The sequence below is a fragment of the Streptomyces sp. P5F9 genome (assembly GCF_057961495.1).
Genome location: NZ_JBXVPZ010000007.1, coordinates 52452 through 68119, shown reverse-complemented (window position 1 = coordinate 68119; position 15668 = coordinate 52452). Strand labels below are relative to the sequence as shown.

Below are 15668 nucleotides of genomic sequence, written 5' to 3'. Positions count from 1 at the left end.
CCCCTCGGCCCCCTCCTCGACTGGGCCCTGCACGCCCTCGCCTCCGTCGGCGCCCTCACCTACGGCGACGCCCAGGCCACCCTCACCCCGCTCGGCAGCTGGGCGGTCTGGGTCAAGCTGGAGCAGATCTGCGTGGCCGCGCAGAGCCCCGCCGGGAACATCGAGCAGTCCGCCGAGGACATGCTCCGCGGCTGCTCCCAGCTCCGCCCGAACGCCGCCCGCGCCGAGTACCGCGCCTGGCTCGCCGCCCGCACCGTGGGCACCGCCGTCGGCCAGCTGATCGACGCCGCCCGCGGCGAGGACGCCCTGCTGCGCGGCCTCGCCTTCGAGGCGCTGCGCGTCGTCGGCGCCCCGGCCGAGCCCGACGTCCGCGCCGTCGTCGACGAGGCGACCCTGCGGCCGTACGCCCTGCTGTGGCTCGCCGAGCACGACGGGATCGACCCGGAGGACGCGCACGAGGTGCTCACCCGCGCCGAGGCCACCTGGCTGTGGGTCGACACCGCCGCGGCCGTCGCCGACCACGGGGAGGCCCCGCTGCTGGTGCGGCACCTGGAGTCCGCCATCCAGCCGACCGTCCCGATGCTCCTCGACGAGGTCCGTGCCGTAGGGCATCCCCGCACCGTGCAGGTCCTCGTCGCGCTCGCCGCCGCCCACCCGGACCCGGCCCTCGCCAAGGCCGTACGCCGGGCGGCCTTCCAGGTGCACACGGGGGGAAGCTAGGCGAGAGGCCAGGCGCGGTCAGATTCCTATGTCCGGAGCGTAGGTACCGAAGCTCCAGATGTTGCCCTCGGCGTCCCGGGCCATGTAGTCCCGCGATCCGTAGTCCTGGTCCGTCGGGGGCATCAGGATCTCCGCGCCGTGCTCCACGGCCCGCCGGTGATGGGCGTCGACGTCGTCCACGACGATGTACACCCCGGCGGGACCCGCACTCTTCATCGCCTCGTCGAAACGGCCGCCGCGGCCCTTGGAGCCGAGCATCACCGCGCCGTTGCCCTGCACCAGCTCCGCGTGCATCACCGAGCCGTCCTCGCCCTCGTACACCGCCAGCTCGGTGAAGCCGAAGGCCTCCGTGAGCTGCCGGATCGCCGCCTTCGCGTCCGCGTACAGCAGAGACGGGTAGATGCTCGGACGCCCGCTGTTCTCGCCTGCCATGCCGATCACTTCCTTGTGCGCCTGGTGTTGTCAGCTGTTGTCGGGTTCCTCGGTGTTTCCGCTGCTTCGATCGCTTTCGACGAGTCTTGCACCCGCCACTGACAACGCCCCCGCGAACCGGACATCGCGGCCGCCGACCGCCGTCAGCGGAAGGTGTTGCACTGCGCCATGTCCCCGGTCCTGTAGCCCTGGTAGAACCACTGCTGCCGCTGCGCGGCCGACCCGTGCGTCCAGCTCTCCGGCGTCACCCGGCCCTGGAACCGCTCCTGGATCCGGTCGTCGCCCACGGCCGCCGCCGCGTCCAGCCCGTCCCGGATGTCGGCGTCCGTGAGGCTGGTGATCAACGGCCGGCCGGTCGACTCGTCCTGCGTGGTGGTCGCGTGATGCGCCCAGACCCCGGCGTAGCAGTCCGCCTGCAGTTCCACCTTCACCGCGTTGCTGTTCGCACCGGTCCGCCCGTCCTGCGACCTGCCGAGCGTGCCCATCAGGTCCTGCACGTGGTGCCCGTACTCGTGCGCCACGACATACGCCTGCGCGAACGGTCCGCCGCTGGAGCCGAACTTCGTCCGCAGCTCGTCGAAGAACCCCAGGTCCAGATAGACCTTCCGGTCGCCGGGGCAGTAGAACGGCCCCACCGCCGAGGTCGCCGTCCCGCACGCGGTGGCGACCTGCCCGCTGAAGAAGACCGTCGGCGACCGCGTGTACGTACCGCTGCGCCGCCGGAACTCCTGCGTCCAGAAGTCCTGCACGCTGTTGACCACCGCCACGATGCGGCAGTCCTCCTTGGTGTTCGCGTCCTGCCCGGTACGGCAGGACGACTGCACCTGGGCCAGCGAGGACGCGGTCGCCACCGGCGAGTCGCTGCCCGACGACAACCCCAGGTTGTCCGGACCGACGCCGAAGAAGAGCCCGAGCAGCAGCGCGATCAGCCCCGCGAGGCCACCACCCACAGTCGCCCGGCCACCGGGAATCCGGCTGCCGCGCACGTCCTGCACCTCGGAGGTGTCCAGATTCGCGTCGTCGTCGAACTGCATGGCGTCATCCTCGCCCGCCGTTCCCGGCGGGGCGTTGGACGAGGGGCCGAACGGGGGACGACACCGACCCCGCCCACCGAGCACGCACGCGTGCACGTGCCGTACGTCACGCGCGTGGGGTGCTCATCTCCCGGCACCGCACCGGACCGCGCAGCTCATCGCTGTGGACGACCTGTAGCGGATCACCCCGGACCGTCCGCCCCAGGGCGATGACCCGCCGCGCACAGGAAAAGCGCTTGCACGTCCCCGTTAGACTTGGCCCATGGCCATTCTCCTCGCGCATTAGACGGCGGGAACGTCCTCAGCCGCCCCTTCCGCCTACGACCCCGCTCTGGAGTCTGACCGTGATCTCCGCCTCCGGTATCGAGCTGCGCGCCGGTGCCCGCGTCCTCATCGAGTCCGCCACCTTCCGTGTCGCCAAGGGCGACCGCATCGGTCTGGTCGGGCGCAACGGCGCCGGCAAGACCACCCTGACCAAGGTCCTGGCCGGCGAGGGCCAGCCCGCCGGCGGCACCGTCACCCGCTCCGGCGAGGTCGGTTACCTCCCGCAGGACCCCCGCACCGGTGACCTGGACGTGCTCGCCAGCGACCGCATCCTCTCCGCGCGCGGCCTGGACACCCTGATCCGCAAGATGCGCGAGAACGAACAGCGCATCGCCAACGGCAGCGGCGCCACCCGCGACAAGGCCATGCGCCAGTACGAGCGCCAGGAGACGGAGTTCCTCACCAAGGGCGGTTACTCCGCCGAGGCCGAGGCCGCCACCATCGCCGCCGCGCTGAACCTCCCGGACCGCGTGCTCGGCCAGCCGCTGCATACGCTCTCCGGCGGTCAGCGCCGCCGTATCGAGCTGGCCCGCATCCTGTTCTCCGACGCGGACACACTGCTCCTCGACGAGCCCACGAACCACCTCGACGCCGACTCGATCGTCTGGCTGCGCGACTACCTGAAGACGTACCGCGGCGGCTTCATCGTGATCTCCCACGACACCGACCTCGTCGAGACCGTCGTCAACAAGGTGTTCTATCTGGACGCCAACCGCTCCCAGATCGACTACTACAACATGGGCTGGAAGCTCTACCAGCAGCAGCGCGAGGCCGACGAGAAGCGCCGCAAGCGCGAGCGGCAGAACGCCGAGAAGAAGGCCGCCGCCCTGCACTCGCAGGCCGACAAGATGCGCGCCAAGGCCACCAAGACGGTCGCCGCGCAGAACATGGCCAAGCGCGCCGACCGGCTGCTCGCCGGGCTGGACGCGGTCCGTGTCTCCGACAAGGTCGCCAAGCTGCGCTTCCCGGAGCCCTCGCCCTGTGGCAAGACCCCGCTCATGGCGGAGGGCCTGTCGAAGTCGTACGGCTCCCTGGAGATCTTCACCGACGTCGACCTGGCCATCGACAAGGGCTCGCGCGTCGTCATCCTCGGCCTGAACGGCGCCGGCAAGACGACCCTCCTGAAGCTCCTCGGCGGTGCCGAGAAGCCGGACACCGGCGAGGTCATCGAGGGCCACGGCCTCAAGCTCGGCTACTACGCGCAGGAGCACGAGACCCTCGACCCGGAGCGCACGGTCCTGGAGAACATGCGCTCCGCCGCCCCCGACCTGGACCTGGTCGAGGTCCGCAAGACGCTCGGTTCGTTCCTGTTCTCCGGAGACGACGTCGACAAGCCGGCCGGGGTCCTCTCCGGCGGCGAGAAGACCCGCCTCGCGCTCGCCACCCTGGTGGTGTCGTCCGCGAACGTCCTCCTCCTGGATGAGCCGACGAACAACCTGGACCCCGCCAGCCGCGAGGAGATCCTCGGCGCACTGCGCACCTACAAGGGCGCCGTCGTTCTCGTCACCCACGACGAGGGCGCCGTGGAGGCGCTGCAGCCGGAGCGCATCATCCTGCTGCCGGACGGCGTCGAGGACCTGTGGGGTGCCGATTACGCGGATCTCGTCGCGCTCGCCTGACGGTCAGCGCCGCTTGACCGAATGCTTGATCCACGGCGTATGGATCATTCGGCCCACCGGTGATCCACCATCTGTGTGAGATCTCCTCGTACCGAGGTGTGTCGTACACCGATTTCCCGGCCGAGCCCTTTATCGACAAGGGCTCGGCCGTCCTGCGTCTCTGACCAGGTACTTCACGGAACAACTCGTTCGGTCGTACGGACACGACTCTCAGGAATTCCACATTCCACTTGTGGGGACGCACTCCTGTCGTCAAAACCTTGTCTTACGGACCTTGCCGAATGGGTGGCCATGAACGCTTGGAGGGGTGATCATGAGGAGACCAAGAGCGCACTTCCCATGAGGAGGCACGGGTGGCCGAGACTCTGAAGAAGGGCAGCCGGGTAACCGGCGCCGCGCGCGACAAGCTCGCGGCAGACCTGAAGAAGAAGTACGACTCCGGTGCGAGCATCCGAGCGCTGGCCGAAGAGACCGGCCGCTCGTATGGCTTCGTTCACCGGATGCTCAGCGAGTCCGGCGTCACGCTTCGTGGGCGTGGCGGGGCGACCCGGGGCAAGAAGGCTTCGGCCTGACCCCGGGTGGCTCATCGGCTTCGATGGTGGCCACCCGGTCGGACGACTGACCGGCCGGGTGGTTACTGTGCAGTCACTTAGCTCTGCTCTGCTGACCGCACACATCGGAGGCGCCCCATGGCTTCGCCCGAACAGGACGACAAGGACCTCGGTCCCGTACTCGACAAGGACGGCGTACGGCTCATCGTCGACGACGCGATCGCCACGGTGACGCTGACCAATCCGGCCAAGCGCAACGCTCAAAATCCTGCTCTCTGGCGGGCGTTGGCGGAGGCCGGGCGGTTGCTGCCGGGCTCCGTCCGTGTCGTGGTGCTGCGTGCCGAGGGCAAGTCCTTCTCGGCCGGACTCGACCGGCAGGCGTTCACGCCCGAGGGTTTCGACGGGGAACCGTCGTTCATCGACCTCGCGCACAGAGATGACGCCGTGCTGGACGGGACCATCGCCGAGTACCAGGCGGGTTTCACCTGGTGGCGACGCAGCGACATCGTGTCCATCGCCGCCGTCCAGGGGCATGCCATCGGGGCCGGGTTCCAACTCGCCCTCGCCTGTGACCTGCGTGTCGTCGCCGACGATGTGCAGTTCGCCATGCGCGAGACCAGCCTCGGACTGGTGCCCGACCTGACCGGCACGCATCCGCTCGTCGGTCTCGTCGGCTACGCCCGCGCGCTGGAGATCTGCGCGACCGGGCGCTCCGTCCTGGCCGAGGAAGCCGTCAGCACCGGCCTCGCGAACATCGCCGTGCCCGCCGACCAGGTCGAGGACGCCGTACGCGACCTGGCGACCGCACTGCTGGCCGCCCCGCGCGACGCCCTCATCGAGACCAAAGCGCTGCTCCAGGGCGTCCAGGGCCGTGCCTACGACGACCAGCGCGCCGCCGAGCGCGCCGCACAGGCACGACGCCTGCGGGACCTGGCCGGCGTCGGCGAATAAGCCGTCAGCCGGCCCACCATGCCGGTCAGTCCACCTTCGTGACCAGTACGGCCACGGTCGGGTGATCCGGCAGCGCCTCACCGACCCGCGCACGGACCTCCCGGGCCACATCCAAGGCTCGGTGGTCCGCGCGCACCGCGAGCTCCACACGCGCGTGGAGACGCGGCAGCGCTCCTTCGCCGGCGACCTCCTCGATGTGCACCGCCCGGCCGAGCCCGCCCAGCGCACCGGTCAGCCGGGCCACTCCCGGGACGGCGAGCGCGGCCGCGGCGACCAGGGACTCGTCCGCGCCGTCAACACGGTCAACATCGTCCACACGATCAATGTCATCAACATGGTCAAGGTCGGCGGCAGGATCGTGATCCGCATCGTCCACATGGTCGACATCGTCCATGGCGTCAATGTCGTCCATATGGTCCAGCAGGACAGTCACTTGTAGATCAACCTCGCCCACCACCAGACCGAGCCGCTCCGCAGCGGCCGAGGCCAGGGCCGTACGCAACCGGGACGCTGCGGTCGGCAGCGGCTCGGTCGCCACGGCCGCGAAATCGGCCGTGATCCGCAGCGGCCCGGGCGGCAGCGCACCCGGCGGAGGCGGTACGGCGGGCTCGTGCGCGTCCTCGGGATCGGCGAGCGCGATCCGCAGCGCGCCGAGCCGCACACCCCGCACATGCTCCGCCGCGCCCCGCAGTACGGCCTCGGCCGCCCGCTCCGCGATCCACGCCCCGTCGCGCCGATCACCCAGAGGCAGCAACCTGCCAAGCCGCAGTTGATGCCGTACCGCTCGCGTCCACGCGTCCGCCGTCATTCCTCCAGCCTGCCGCATGTCCAGCGCGGGACCGAGCAACCGCAACTACCGTGGTCGAAGGACGACGACCGAAAGGGATGTACGGCGATGACCGACATGACGGAGCGGAACCGGACACAGGACCCCGACGGTGAGCGGGAGTCCGTACAGACCCGTAAACCCCCCACCAAACGCGGCGGCGGCGACCCCGCGTCCCGGGGGCGGACCACCATCGCCGACGGCGTGGTGGAGAAGATCGCCGGGCTGGCCGCCCGGGACGTCCTGGGCGTGCACGCCATGGGCAGTGGGCTGTCCCGCACCTTCGGGGCCGTGCGCGACCGGGTGCCCGGCGGCACGAAGTCGGTGTCCCGGGGTGTGAAGGCCGAGGTCGGCGAGGTGCAGACCGCGCTCGACCTGGAGATCGTCGTCGACTACGGGGTGTCGATCGCGGACGTCGCCCGCGCCGTACGGGAGAACGTCATCACGGCCGTGGAGCGGATGACCGGCCTCGAAGTCGTCGAGGTCAACATCGCGGTCAGCGACGTGAAGCTGCCGGACGAAGAGGACGACGAACCGGAGCCCCGACTCCAGTGACCGGACCGGCGAACGAACCCATGAGCGGGCCGACGAACGAGCTGAGGAGCGCAGGATGAGCAGGGCCGTGGTCGGCATGATCGCCGGAATGGCACTGGGCTTCGCCGGATACTTCGGCGGGTTCGGGGCCTTTCTGCTGGTGGCGGCCCTGGGCGCCATCGGGTTCGTCGTCGGCCGGTTCCTGGAGGGGGACCTGGAACTCGGCGACTTCTTCCGCTCGCGTGACGACCGGCGGCGATGACGCCCGTGAGCGGCGGGGACGGCGCGGTCGACGAGCGCGGCAGGCCCCTGACGGTCGTCGCGCCCGGCGAGCGGGGCGCCACCCGCATCGCCGACCGGGTCGTGGCGAAGATCGCCGCACAGGCCGCGCGCGAGGCGCTCGGACCACTGCACCCGGACGCCGCGTCGCCGCATGCCACCGTCGTCGTACACCACGACACGGTACGCGTGCGCGTGCACCTCGAACTCGACTATCCCTGCGATATCGGCGAGCGCTGTTTTCAGGTGCGTCGACAGGTGGTTCAGCGGGTACGCGCGTTGGTGGGCATGGAGGTGCCCGAGGTCGCCGTCCAAGTGGAACGGCTCCATCCGGCACATGGCGCGGCACAGGGGAGGACGCGATGAGCGAGCCCCAAGGCTCCGACGGCACGACCCAACGACTACCGGTCATCGAGAAGGAGACCGATCCCGGACACGGCGGGTACACCGCTGCGTCCGACTACGATCCCGTCCCCGTCGTCCATGACGGCGACGGCAAGGGCGGCCGCTTCTGGTCGGCGCGCCGCATCCCGGCGGGCATCGTCGCCGTCCTGCTGCTCGTCGGCGCGGGCGCCCTGCTCTACGACGTCACCGCCGTGCGCGCGGAGCGGCCCGCCGCGCACTGGCGCCGGGAACTGGCCCGGCAGTTCGCCCAACGGCCCCTGGACGACACCTGGGTGCTCGTCGGCGCCGGCATCGCCGCCGTCCTCGGCCTCTGGCTGATCGTGCTCGCCGTCACGCCCGGCCTGCGCCAGGTGCTGCCGATGCGCCGCACCCACGCCGACGTCCGGGCCGGCCTGCAGCGCGCCGCCGCCGCGATGGTGCTGCGCGACCGGGCCATGGAGGTCTCGGGCGTGCAGTCGGTCCGCGTACGGACGAGCCGGACCAAGGCCGACGTCCGCGCGGTGTCGCATTTCCGTGAACTCGACGACGTACGGGCCGACTTGGACGCCGTGCTCGGCGACGCGATCACCGGGCTCGGACTCGCCCGGCCGCCCGCGCTGTCGGTGCGCGTCGGCCGTTCCGGCCGGAAGGGATGAGGCCGATGCTCAGGATCGTCAACCGCGCGGTGATCGGTGTCGTGGGCCTCGTACTGCTCGTGCTGGGTGGCTCCGTACTCGCCGTAGGCCTCGGCGTGAAGCCGCCCTCCTGGTGGATCTACGACGGGCGCCACGACGTCCTGCTGAGTGACGCCCGGCGGACCCGCTGGCGGGGCGACGGCTGGTGGTGGCCGACGGTCCTCGCCGTGCTCGCCGTCCTCGTCCTGCTCGCCCTGTGGTGGCTCGTCGCCGTACTACGGCGGCGCCGGCTCGCCGAGGTCGCCGTCAGCACCGGAGACGGCGAGGGCGCGCTGCTGCGGGGCCGCGCCCTGGAGGGCGTCCTCGCCACCGACGCGGGCGCTCTGGACGGCGTGGCCCACGCGCACGTGCGGCTCGCCGGTACCCGCACGGCACCCGAGGCGCGCGTCCAGCTCAGCCTGGAACCGCACGTGGACCCCGGAGTCGCCCTCGACCACCTGACGGCCAACGCCCTTGCCCACGCCCGTGATTCGGCGGGCCTGGAGACGCTGCCGACGGAGGTCCGCCTGACGGGCGTCAAGCACCGCGCGGAGCGGGTGAGTTGACGGGTTGATTCGATGGGTTGAGCGGCGGGACCGAGTTGATGGGGTGTCAGAACCCGTGCCGCATTCCACCGTCTACAGGGACCATGATCCCCGTCAGGTAGGACGCGGCCGGCGACAGCAGGAACGCCGCCACCCGCCCGAACTCGTCAGAAGTCCCGTACCGCCGTAGCGGAATCCGCGACTCGTTGGCCGCACGCGTGGCCTCCGGGTCCGCGGACAGCCCGTCCAGCTCGCGCACGCGGTCCGTGTCGATGCGGGCCGGGAGCAGCCCCACGACGCGGATGCCACGCGGGCCCAGCTCGTCCGCGAGGGACTTGGCGAAACCGGCCAGGCCGGGCCGCAGCGCGTTCGAGATCGTCAGCCCGGGGATCGGCTCGTGCACCGACCCGGAGAGTACGAACCCGATGACACCGCCCGCCTCCAGCTCCTCGGCCGCCGCGCGCGCGAGCCGCACCGCGCCCAGGAACACCGACTCGAACGACGACTGCCACTGCTCGTCGGTGGTGTCGGCGACGAACCCGGGCGGCGGACCACCGACGCTCACGAGGATGCCGTCGAAGCCCCCGAAGTGCTCGCGCGCGGCGGCGATCAGCCGGGCCGGCGCCTCCGCGTCGGCGTTGTCGACGGCCACGCCGACCGCGTTCGGCCCCAGTTCGGCCGCCGCGTCGGCCGCGCGCTTCTCGTCCCGCCCGGTGACGACCACCTTCGCGCCGTCGGCCACCAGTTCGCGCGCGGCGGCGTTGCCCAGCCCGCGGGTGGCCCCGGTGACGACGTACACCCGGTCCTTCAGCCCAAGATCCATGGCCCCTATCCTGCCTCCTCGGCCCCGAACAGGGCGAGGGCGGTGTTCACCAGGCCGATGTGGCTGAACGCCTGCGGGAAGTTGCCCAGCTGACGGCCGGCCACCGGGTCGTACTCCTCCGCGAGCAGCCCCACGTCGTTCGCGAGCCCCACAAGCCGCTCGAACAGGATCCGGGCCTCCTTCTTGCGGCCCGTCATCTGCAGCGCGTCCACGAGCCAGAAGGAGCACGCCAGGAAGGCGCCCTCGTCGCCCGGCAGCCCGTCCACGGGGGTGTCGGCGGCGGTGTCGTAGCGGCGTACGAAGCCGTCGTGGCCCAGTGCCTCGCGGACCGCGTCGACCGTGCCGACGACGCGGGGGTCGTCGGGCGGCAGGAAGCCGAAGCGGGGGATGAGCAGCAGGGCGGCGTCGAGTTCCTGCGAGCCGTAGTACTGCGTGAAGGTGTTGCGCACCGGGTCGTAGCCGTTCTCGCACACGTCCCGGTGCACATCGTCGCGCAGTTCGCGCCAGCCCTCCAGGTCGCCGGGCAGGTCGGCGTACTCCTCCAGGGTGCGGACGGCCCGGTCGGCGGCCACCCACACCATGACCTTGGAGTGCACGAAGTGCCGGCGCCCGCCGCGCACCTCCCACAGGCCCTCGTCCGGCTGCCGCCACTGCGCGCGCAGCCACTCCAGGAGGACGGCCTGGAGCGACCACATGTGCGGCTTGGGGGACAGGCCCGCGCGGCGGGCCAGCCACAGGGAGTCCAGGACCTCGCCGTAGACGTCGAGTTGGAGCTGGTTGACGGCTCCGTTGCCGATCCGGACGGGGGCCGAACCGGCGAAGCCGGAGAGGTGCGGCAGTTCGAATTCGGGGAGCCGCCGTTCGCCCGCCACGCCGTACATGATCTGTAGGTCCGCGGGATCGCCGGCGACCGCGCGGAGCAGCCAGTCGCGCCAGGCCTCGGCCTCCTTGTGGTAGCCCGCGGCGACCAGGGCGCCCAGGGTGAGGCTCGAATCGCGCAGCCAGCAGTAGCGGTAGTCCCAGTTGCGTACGCCGCCCATCTCTTCGGGGAGTGACGTGGTGGCCGCGGCGACGATGCCGCCGGTCGGGCGGTACGTGAGGGCCTTGAGGGTGATCAGGGAGCGTACGACCGCGTCCTTGTAGGGGCCGTCGTAGCGGCAGCGGGCCGCCCAGCGCTTCCAGTCCGTGACGCTGGTGCGCAGCGACTTGTACGGGTCGACGAGCGGCGGCCGGGGCTCGTGCGAGGGATGCCAGGTGAGGACGAAGGCGACCTTCTCGCCGGCCTCGACGGTGAACTCCGAGAGGGTGCTGAAGTCCTCGCCCCAGGTGCGCACTTCGGGTTCGCTGCGCAGCCACACCGAGTCAGGGCCGGCGACGGCCACCCGGTGCCCGTCGGACCGGCGCACCCACGGCACGATCGAGCCGTAGTCGAAGCGCAGGCGGAGCCTGCTGTTGACGGTGACCTTGCCGCTGATGCCTTCCACGATGCGTACGACGTCGGGGGCGCGGTGGCGCTGGGGCATCAGGTCGGTGACGCGGATCGTGCCCTCGTCGGTCTCCCACTCCGTGTCCAGGACCAGGGTGTCGGAACGGTAGCCGCGGCGGGTGCAGCGGTCGGCCCCCTTGGGGGCGATGCGCCAGTGGCCGTTGTCCTCGTCGCCGAGCATTCTGGCGAAGCAGGCGGCCGAGTCGAAGCGCGGCAGGCACAGCCAGTCGACCGAGCCGTCCATGCCGACCAGAGCCGCGGTCTGTTCGTCGCCGATGAGGGCGTAGTCCTCGATACGTGGGTGCACGGGGTGCGGGTTCCCTGCCTGTCGGTGAGGCAATCAAGGTTCGGGGCCGGGCGGGTGAAGGGAACCCCGGCTCACACGGTGGCGGGCTCGGCCTCCGCCGCCTGCTCTTCCTTCGCCGCCGCCTCCCGGCGGTCGCGGGCCTCGCGGCGGGCGAGGACTACGTAGCCGACGGGGACGGCCGCCGCGAACAGCCACCACTGGATCATGTACGCGTAGTTCAGCGGGGCGTCTTCCTTGCCCGGGTCGGAGATCTGCTCCGGCGTGTCGCCCTTCGCCTCCGGCGCGGTCTGCTCGACATAGCCGCCGAGCACCGTGGCGTGCAGGCGCCGCGCCTGCTCCTCACTGTTGATCAACATGATCTGCCGGTCGGGCAGGCCCTTGATGTCCTTGATGCCGCTCGCCGCGGTCGTCTCGTCGGCCATCAGACGCCCCGTGATGGTGGTCCTGCCGCTCGGCGGAGCGGGGATCTTCGGGAACGCCGTCTGCACTCCGGTCGCCGGGATCCATCCACGGTTGATCAACACGACCTTGCCGTCCGTCAACACGAACGGGGTGAGGACGTGGAAGCCGACCTCGTCGTCGTCATTGGTACGACGCCGGACGACGACTTCTTTAGAAGTCTCGAAGGTGCCCGTCGCGGTCACGGTGCGGTACTTCTCCGTACGGGTGACCGCGTGCCCGGGGGCGCTGATCGTCTCCACGGGGACCGGCTTGGCGTGCAGCGCGTTCGTGACCAGTTGGTTGCGGGCGCTGCGCATCTCGTAGCGGTGCATCTGCCAGATGCCCAGCCTGATCATCGTGGGGATCAGGAGAAGGGTGATCAACGCGAGGATCACCCACTGCCGGGACATCAGGAAGCGGTACACCCCACGACCGTACAACTCGGTCGTGGGGCGCATTCAGGGGGGTACCGGAAGGGATACGGGCCGCGGCTTCCGGAAGGCCGGCGGCTCACACCTTGTCGATGATCCCCACCATCCCCTCCGCCCGCGCGCAGTGGCCGCCGCAGAACCAGTGGCCCTCGACCTCCACGCCCTGGCCGATGATCTGCACCCGGCAGTGCTCGCAGATCGGGGCCATGCGGTGGATCGCGCAGGAGAAGCAGTCGAAGACGTGCACGGCGCCCTGCGCGTGCACCTCGAAACTCATGCCGTAGTCATTGCCGCACACTTCACATCTCGCCATGCGCCACAGGGTGGGCCGTCCGCCCGGCACGGGCGAGCGGGCGCGGGGCGAGTCGTACGACAATCACCCGTCCGTACGGTCCGTGCGGCGCGGTCGGTCCCTGCGGCCGAGGCGATCGGCCGCAGGGCGTACGGCTCCGTACGGCGCGCTCAGTCCGCCGCCTCGACGTCCCGGAGCAGCTGCCCGAACGCGGCCTCGTCCACCACAGGGGTGCCGAACTGCCGGGCCTTGACCACCTTCGAGGTGCCCGAGTCCGGGTCGTTCGTGACGAGGAGGCTGGTCAGCCGGGACAGGCTCGTCGCGACATGCAGCCCGGCCTCCACCGCCCGGTCCTCCAGCAGCTCGCGCTCGATGGACGTGTCCCCGGAGAACGCGATCCGCATCCCCTGTTTGAGCGGCCTGCCGTCCTCGAACCGCCCCGGGTTGGGATACGGGCACGCGGGCCGCTTGCGCGCCGGACGCCAACTGCCCGCCCCGAAGCCGCCGTAGCCCCCCGCCTGCTGACCGATCCGAGGTGCGGGCTGGGCCCACTCGGTCAGCGGCCGGCACTCGTGCAGCGGCAGTCGTACGCCGCCCCGGGCCGCCGCGCGGAGGCTCGGACGGAAGGCCTCGGCGAGCACGCGCGCGTCGTCGAGCGCGTGGTGCGCGCGCTGCTGGACGACGCCGAAGTGCGCTGCCAGGGACTCCAGTTTGTGGTTGGGCAGCGGCAGGCTCAGCTCCTTCGACAGGGCGATGGTGCACAGCCGCTGACGGACCGGGGGCTCGATCTGCACGCGCGCGTACTCCCGCGCGATCATCTGCCAGTCGAAGACCGCGTTGTGCGCGACCAGTACCCGGCCCTCCAGGCGGGTCGCGAACTCCTCGGCGATGTCCTTGAAGAGGGGCGCGCCCTCCAGGACGTCACTCGTCAGACCGTGGATCCACACGGGGCCGGGATCGCGCTCCGGGTTGACCATCGTGTACCAGTGGTCCTCGACCTCGCCGAGCGCGTCCAGACGGTAGACGGCCGCGGAGATTATCCGGTCGTCCCGGGCCAGGCCGGTGGTCTCCACGTCAACTACCGCATACCCCTGGGGATATGCGGCCGGCCACGGAGTGGCTGCGGACACTGTTGGCGAGTGGTCTTCGAGCATGGTCACTGAGGATACGGGCCGCCACTGACAGCCCTGTCCCTCAGGTCGCCTGCCCCGCCCGCCCGTTCGGGTCCGCCGAATGCACGTGCGCGTGGCTATGGACCTTTTGCCCGCCCGGTGCAAGCGTGCTGCCCGCCTGACGGATGACGGCCTACGAAGGGCGGTACGGCGTATGGCACGCGTACGGTACGGCGCACGGACCGAGGCGGAGATCGCCGCCGCACGCACGGCGAACTCCAAGCTCCCCGACATCTGGTCCACCGGTGTGGTGGCCGTCTGGGAGAGCGACCCGGACGCGGTCGCGGCGGTCCTCCCGCCACCCCTCAAGCCCACCGGGCGGCCCCTGGTCCGGGTGAACATCAGCAAGGTCGAACTGACCGGATACCCCCTGGGCGCGGGCTCGTTCGCGGTCGCCGCCGCGCACGACGGCGTCGAGGGCTGGTACCCCCTGGTGATGCCGATGACCCACGAACGGGCCCTCACCGGCGGTCGCGAGGTCTTCGGGGAGCCCAAGAAACTCGGCGAGGTGACCGTCGAGCGCGTGGGCCTCGTCGTGCACGCGTCCCTCGCCCGGCACGGCATCGCGTTCGTGGAGGTCCGCGGCGCGATCAGCGAGGAACTGCCCCTCCCCGGGCCGACGCAGAAGACCGACTTCTACTTCAAGTTCCTTCCCGCGGTGGACGGTTCGGGCTTCGACGCCGACCCCGTGCTCGTGCACTGCCTGCGCAACGAGAAGGTCCGCCGACTGGAACGCGTCACCGGAGACGTCGTCCTGCGCGAGTCCATGTACGACCCGGTCGCCGACCTCCCGGTCCGCACCCTCGTCGACATCACCATCGGTGAGAAGACCAGCGACCAGCGCGGCACCGTCGTCGAACGGGTCGACGCGCAGGCCCTGTTGCCGTACATCCACCAGCGCTACGACGATCCGCAGCAGGTCCATGACGGACCCCCGGAGGGGAGTGCCTGATGGAGCTGAGGGAGGGTCAGGTTGCCGTCGTCACCGGGGCGGCGAGCGGGATCGGGCTCGCGATGGCACGGCGGTTCGCCGCCGACGGGCTCAAGGTGGTCCTCGCCGACGTCGAGGAGGGCGCCCTCGACAAGGCCGCCGCCGATCTGCGCGCCGACGGCGCCGACGTGCACGCACGCGTGGTCGACGTCGGCGTACGCCAACAGGTCCTGGATCTCGCCGAGTCGGCCTACGACACGTACGGCGCCGTCCACGTCCTCTGCAACAACGCCGGGGTCGGCTCGGGTGCCGAGGGCCGGATGTGGGAGCACGAGCCGAACGACTGGCAGTGGGCGTTCGCCGTCAACGTGTGGGGCGTCTTCCACGGCATCCAGGCGTTCGTGCCGAGGATGATCAAGTCCGGTCAACCCGGTCATGTCGTCAACACGTCCTCCGGGGACGGCGGTATCGCCCCGCTGCCCACCGCCTCCGTGTACGCCGTCACCAAGGCGGCCGTCGTGACGATGACCGAGTCCCTGTACGCGCATCTGCGCGCCGAGCACGCGCGCGTGGGTGCCTCGGTGCTCTTCCCGGGGCCGCACATGCTGCGTACGGGCCTTTGGGAGTCGCACCGCAACCGGCCCGACCGGTACGCGAAAGAGCGCCCCCGTAGGACCCCTTACCGCAGCCTCGACCAGTGGGAGACCGCGATGAGGGCGGCGGGCAAGGAGGTCGCCTTCACGCCCGTCGAGGAGGTGGCCGACCTCGTCGTGGACGGCATCCGCGCGGACCGCTTCTGGCTGCTGCCCGAGAGCGAGCACAGCGACGCCCAGATCCGGGCACGGGCGGGCTCGATGCTCGACCGCGCGAACCCGTCGTACCTAGAGAGCTTCATCCTGGACTGAGGGGGTT

General features: G+C 70.8%; 18 protein-coding genes and 1 pseudogene. 11 read left to right on the top strand and 8 right to left on the bottom strand.

Going from position 1 to position 15668, the window contains the following annotated elements; genetic code table 11:
- A pseudogene (locus tag AC31A1_RS02725) lies at positions 1-720 on the top strand (hypothetical protein); the annotation flags it as partial.
- Positions 721-738: 18 nt separating this feature from the next.
- Here AC31A1_RS02725 and AC31A1_RS02720 read toward each other — a convergent pair.
- Together AC31A1_RS02720 and ypfJ are read right to left on the bottom strand one after the other, a co-directional pair.
- Positions 739-1152, bottom strand: a complete 414-nt coding sequence (locus tag AC31A1_RS02720) for a VOC family protein (protein ID WP_489651621.1) — start codon at positions 1150-1152, stop codon at positions 739-741.
- Between the two features lie 143 nt (positions 1153-1295).
- Positions 1296-2186: a KPN_02809 family neutral zinc metallopeptidase gene (ypfJ, locus tag AC31A1_RS02715; RefSeq protein WP_489651620.1), complete on the bottom strand. Its 891-nt coding sequence runs from the start codon at positions 2184-2186 to the stop codon at positions 1296-1298.
- 344 nt (positions 2187-2530) lie between these two features.
- Between ypfJ and AC31A1_RS02710 the strand changes: the two genes are divergently transcribed.
- The 3 genes from AC31A1_RS02710 to AC31A1_RS02700 all read left to right on the top strand — a co-directional run bounded on the left by AC31A1_RS02710 (position 2531) and on the right by AC31A1_RS02700 (position 5631).
- The gene (locus tag AC31A1_RS02710) at positions 2531-4129 is read left to right on the top strand and encodes an ABC-F family ATP-binding cassette domain-containing protein (RefSeq protein ID WP_266767336.1); all 1599 of its coding nucleotides are present in this window, start codon (positions 2531-2533) and stop codon (positions 4127-4129) included.
- Positions 4130-4482: 353 nt separating this feature from the next.
- Entirely contained in the window at positions 4483-4701 is a 219-nt protein-coding gene (locus AC31A1_RS02705) for a helix-turn-helix domain-containing protein (RefSeq protein WP_019060653.1), read from the top strand.
- A gap of 117 nt (positions 4702-4818) precedes the next feature.
- The gene (locus AC31A1_RS02700) at positions 4819-5631 is read left to right on the top strand and encodes an enoyl-CoA hydratase/isomerase family protein (RefSeq protein WP_489651619.1); all 813 of its coding nucleotides are present in this window, start codon (positions 4819-4821) and stop codon (positions 5629-5631) included.
- A gap of 25 nt (positions 5632-5656) precedes the next feature.
- Here AC31A1_RS02700 and AC31A1_RS02695 read toward each other — a convergent pair whose 3' ends face one another.
- On the bottom strand, positions 5657-6439 hold the full coding sequence (locus AC31A1_RS02695) for a nucleopolyhedrovirus P10 family protein (RefSeq protein ID WP_489651618.1): 783 nt from the start codon (positions 6437-6439) through the stop codon (positions 5657-5659).
- 87 nt (positions 6440-6526) lie between these two features.
- Between AC31A1_RS02695 and AC31A1_RS02690 the strand changes: the two genes are divergently transcribed.
- From AC31A1_RS02690 to amaP, 5 genes are read left to right on the top strand one after another with little or no spacing between them, the layout of a single operon-like run.
- The gene (locus AC31A1_RS02690; RefSeq protein ID WP_318015499.1) at positions 6527-7012 is read left to right on the top strand and encodes an Asp23/Gls24 family envelope stress response protein; all 486 of its coding nucleotides are present in this window, start codon (positions 6527-6529) and stop codon (positions 7010-7012) included.
- A gap of 55 nt (positions 7013-7067) precedes the next feature.
- A complete protein-coding gene (locus tag AC31A1_RS02685; protein WP_019060657.1) occupies positions 7068-7253 on the top strand; it encodes a hypothetical protein in 186 nt (61 codons plus the stop codon).
- Positions 7250-7636 (top strand): Asp23/Gls24 family envelope stress response protein, encoded by a 387-nt coding sequence (locus tag AC31A1_RS02680; protein ID WP_489651617.1) that lies wholly within the window; start codon positions 7250-7252, stop codon positions 7634-7636. Before AC31A1_RS02685 ends, AC31A1_RS02680 begins: the two co-directional genes overlap by 4 nt.
- Positions 7633-8310: a DUF6286 domain-containing protein gene (locus AC31A1_RS02675; RefSeq protein ID WP_489651616.1), complete on the top strand. Its 678-nt coding sequence runs from the start codon at positions 7633-7635 to the stop codon at positions 8308-8310. The genes AC31A1_RS02680 and AC31A1_RS02675 overlap by 4 nt, the downstream gene beginning before the upstream one ends.
- Before the next feature lie 5 nt (positions 8311-8315).
- Positions 8316-8894 carry an alkaline shock response membrane anchor protein AmaP gene (amaP, locus tag AC31A1_RS02670; protein WP_489651615.1) on the top strand — a complete coding sequence of 193 codons (579 nt, stop codon included), beginning with the start codon at positions 8316-8318 and terminating at the stop codon, positions 8892-8894.
- A gap of 46 nt (positions 8895-8940) precedes the next feature.
- Here amaP and AC31A1_RS02665 read toward each other — a convergent pair whose 3' ends face one another.
- From AC31A1_RS02665 to AC31A1_RS02645, 5 genes are all read right to left on the bottom strand, one after another.
- On the bottom strand, positions 8941-9696 hold the full coding sequence (locus AC31A1_RS02665; protein WP_489651614.1) for an SDR family oxidoreductase: 756 nt from the start codon (positions 9694-9696) through the stop codon (positions 8941-8943).
- 5 nt (positions 9697-9701) lie between these two features.
- On the bottom strand, positions 9702-11489 hold the full coding sequence (locus tag AC31A1_RS02660) for a glycoside hydrolase family 15 protein (RefSeq protein WP_489651613.1): 1788 nt from the start codon (positions 11487-11489) through the stop codon (positions 9702-9704).
- A gap of 71 nt (positions 11490-11560) precedes the next feature.
- Positions 11561-12355, bottom strand: a complete 795-nt coding sequence (locus AC31A1_RS02655; RefSeq protein ID WP_489651612.1) for an SURF1 family cytochrome oxidase biogenesis protein — start codon at positions 12353-12355, stop codon at positions 11561-11563.
- An 85-nt stretch (positions 12356-12440) separates the two neighbouring features.
- Positions 12441-12674 (bottom strand): hypothetical protein, encoded by a 234-nt coding sequence (locus AC31A1_RS02650; protein WP_078623033.1) that lies wholly within the window; start codon positions 12672-12674, stop codon positions 12441-12443.
- Between the two features lie 149 nt (positions 12675-12823).
- On the bottom strand, positions 12824-13807 hold the full coding sequence (locus tag AC31A1_RS02645; protein WP_489651611.1) for a DEDDh family exonuclease: 984 nt from the start codon (positions 13805-13807) through the stop codon (positions 12824-12826).
- Between the two features lie 172 nt (positions 13808-13979).
- Here AC31A1_RS02645 and AC31A1_RS02640 point away from each other — a divergent pair, with 172 nt between their 5' ends.
- Together AC31A1_RS02640 and AC31A1_RS02635 are read left to right on the top strand one after the other, a co-directional pair.
- The gene (locus AC31A1_RS02640) at positions 13980-14777 is read left to right on the top strand and encodes an acetoacetate decarboxylase family protein (protein WP_489651610.1); all 798 of its coding nucleotides are present in this window, start codon (positions 13980-13982) and stop codon (positions 14775-14777) included.
- Complete coding sequence (locus tag AC31A1_RS02635) at positions 14777-15661, top strand: SDR family NAD(P)-dependent oxidoreductase (RefSeq protein ID WP_489651609.1); 885 nt, start codon at positions 14777-14779, stop codon at positions 15659-15661. The genes AC31A1_RS02640 and AC31A1_RS02635 overlap by 1 nt, the downstream gene beginning before the upstream one ends.
- The last annotated feature ends 7 nt before the right edge of the window (positions 15662-15668 follow it).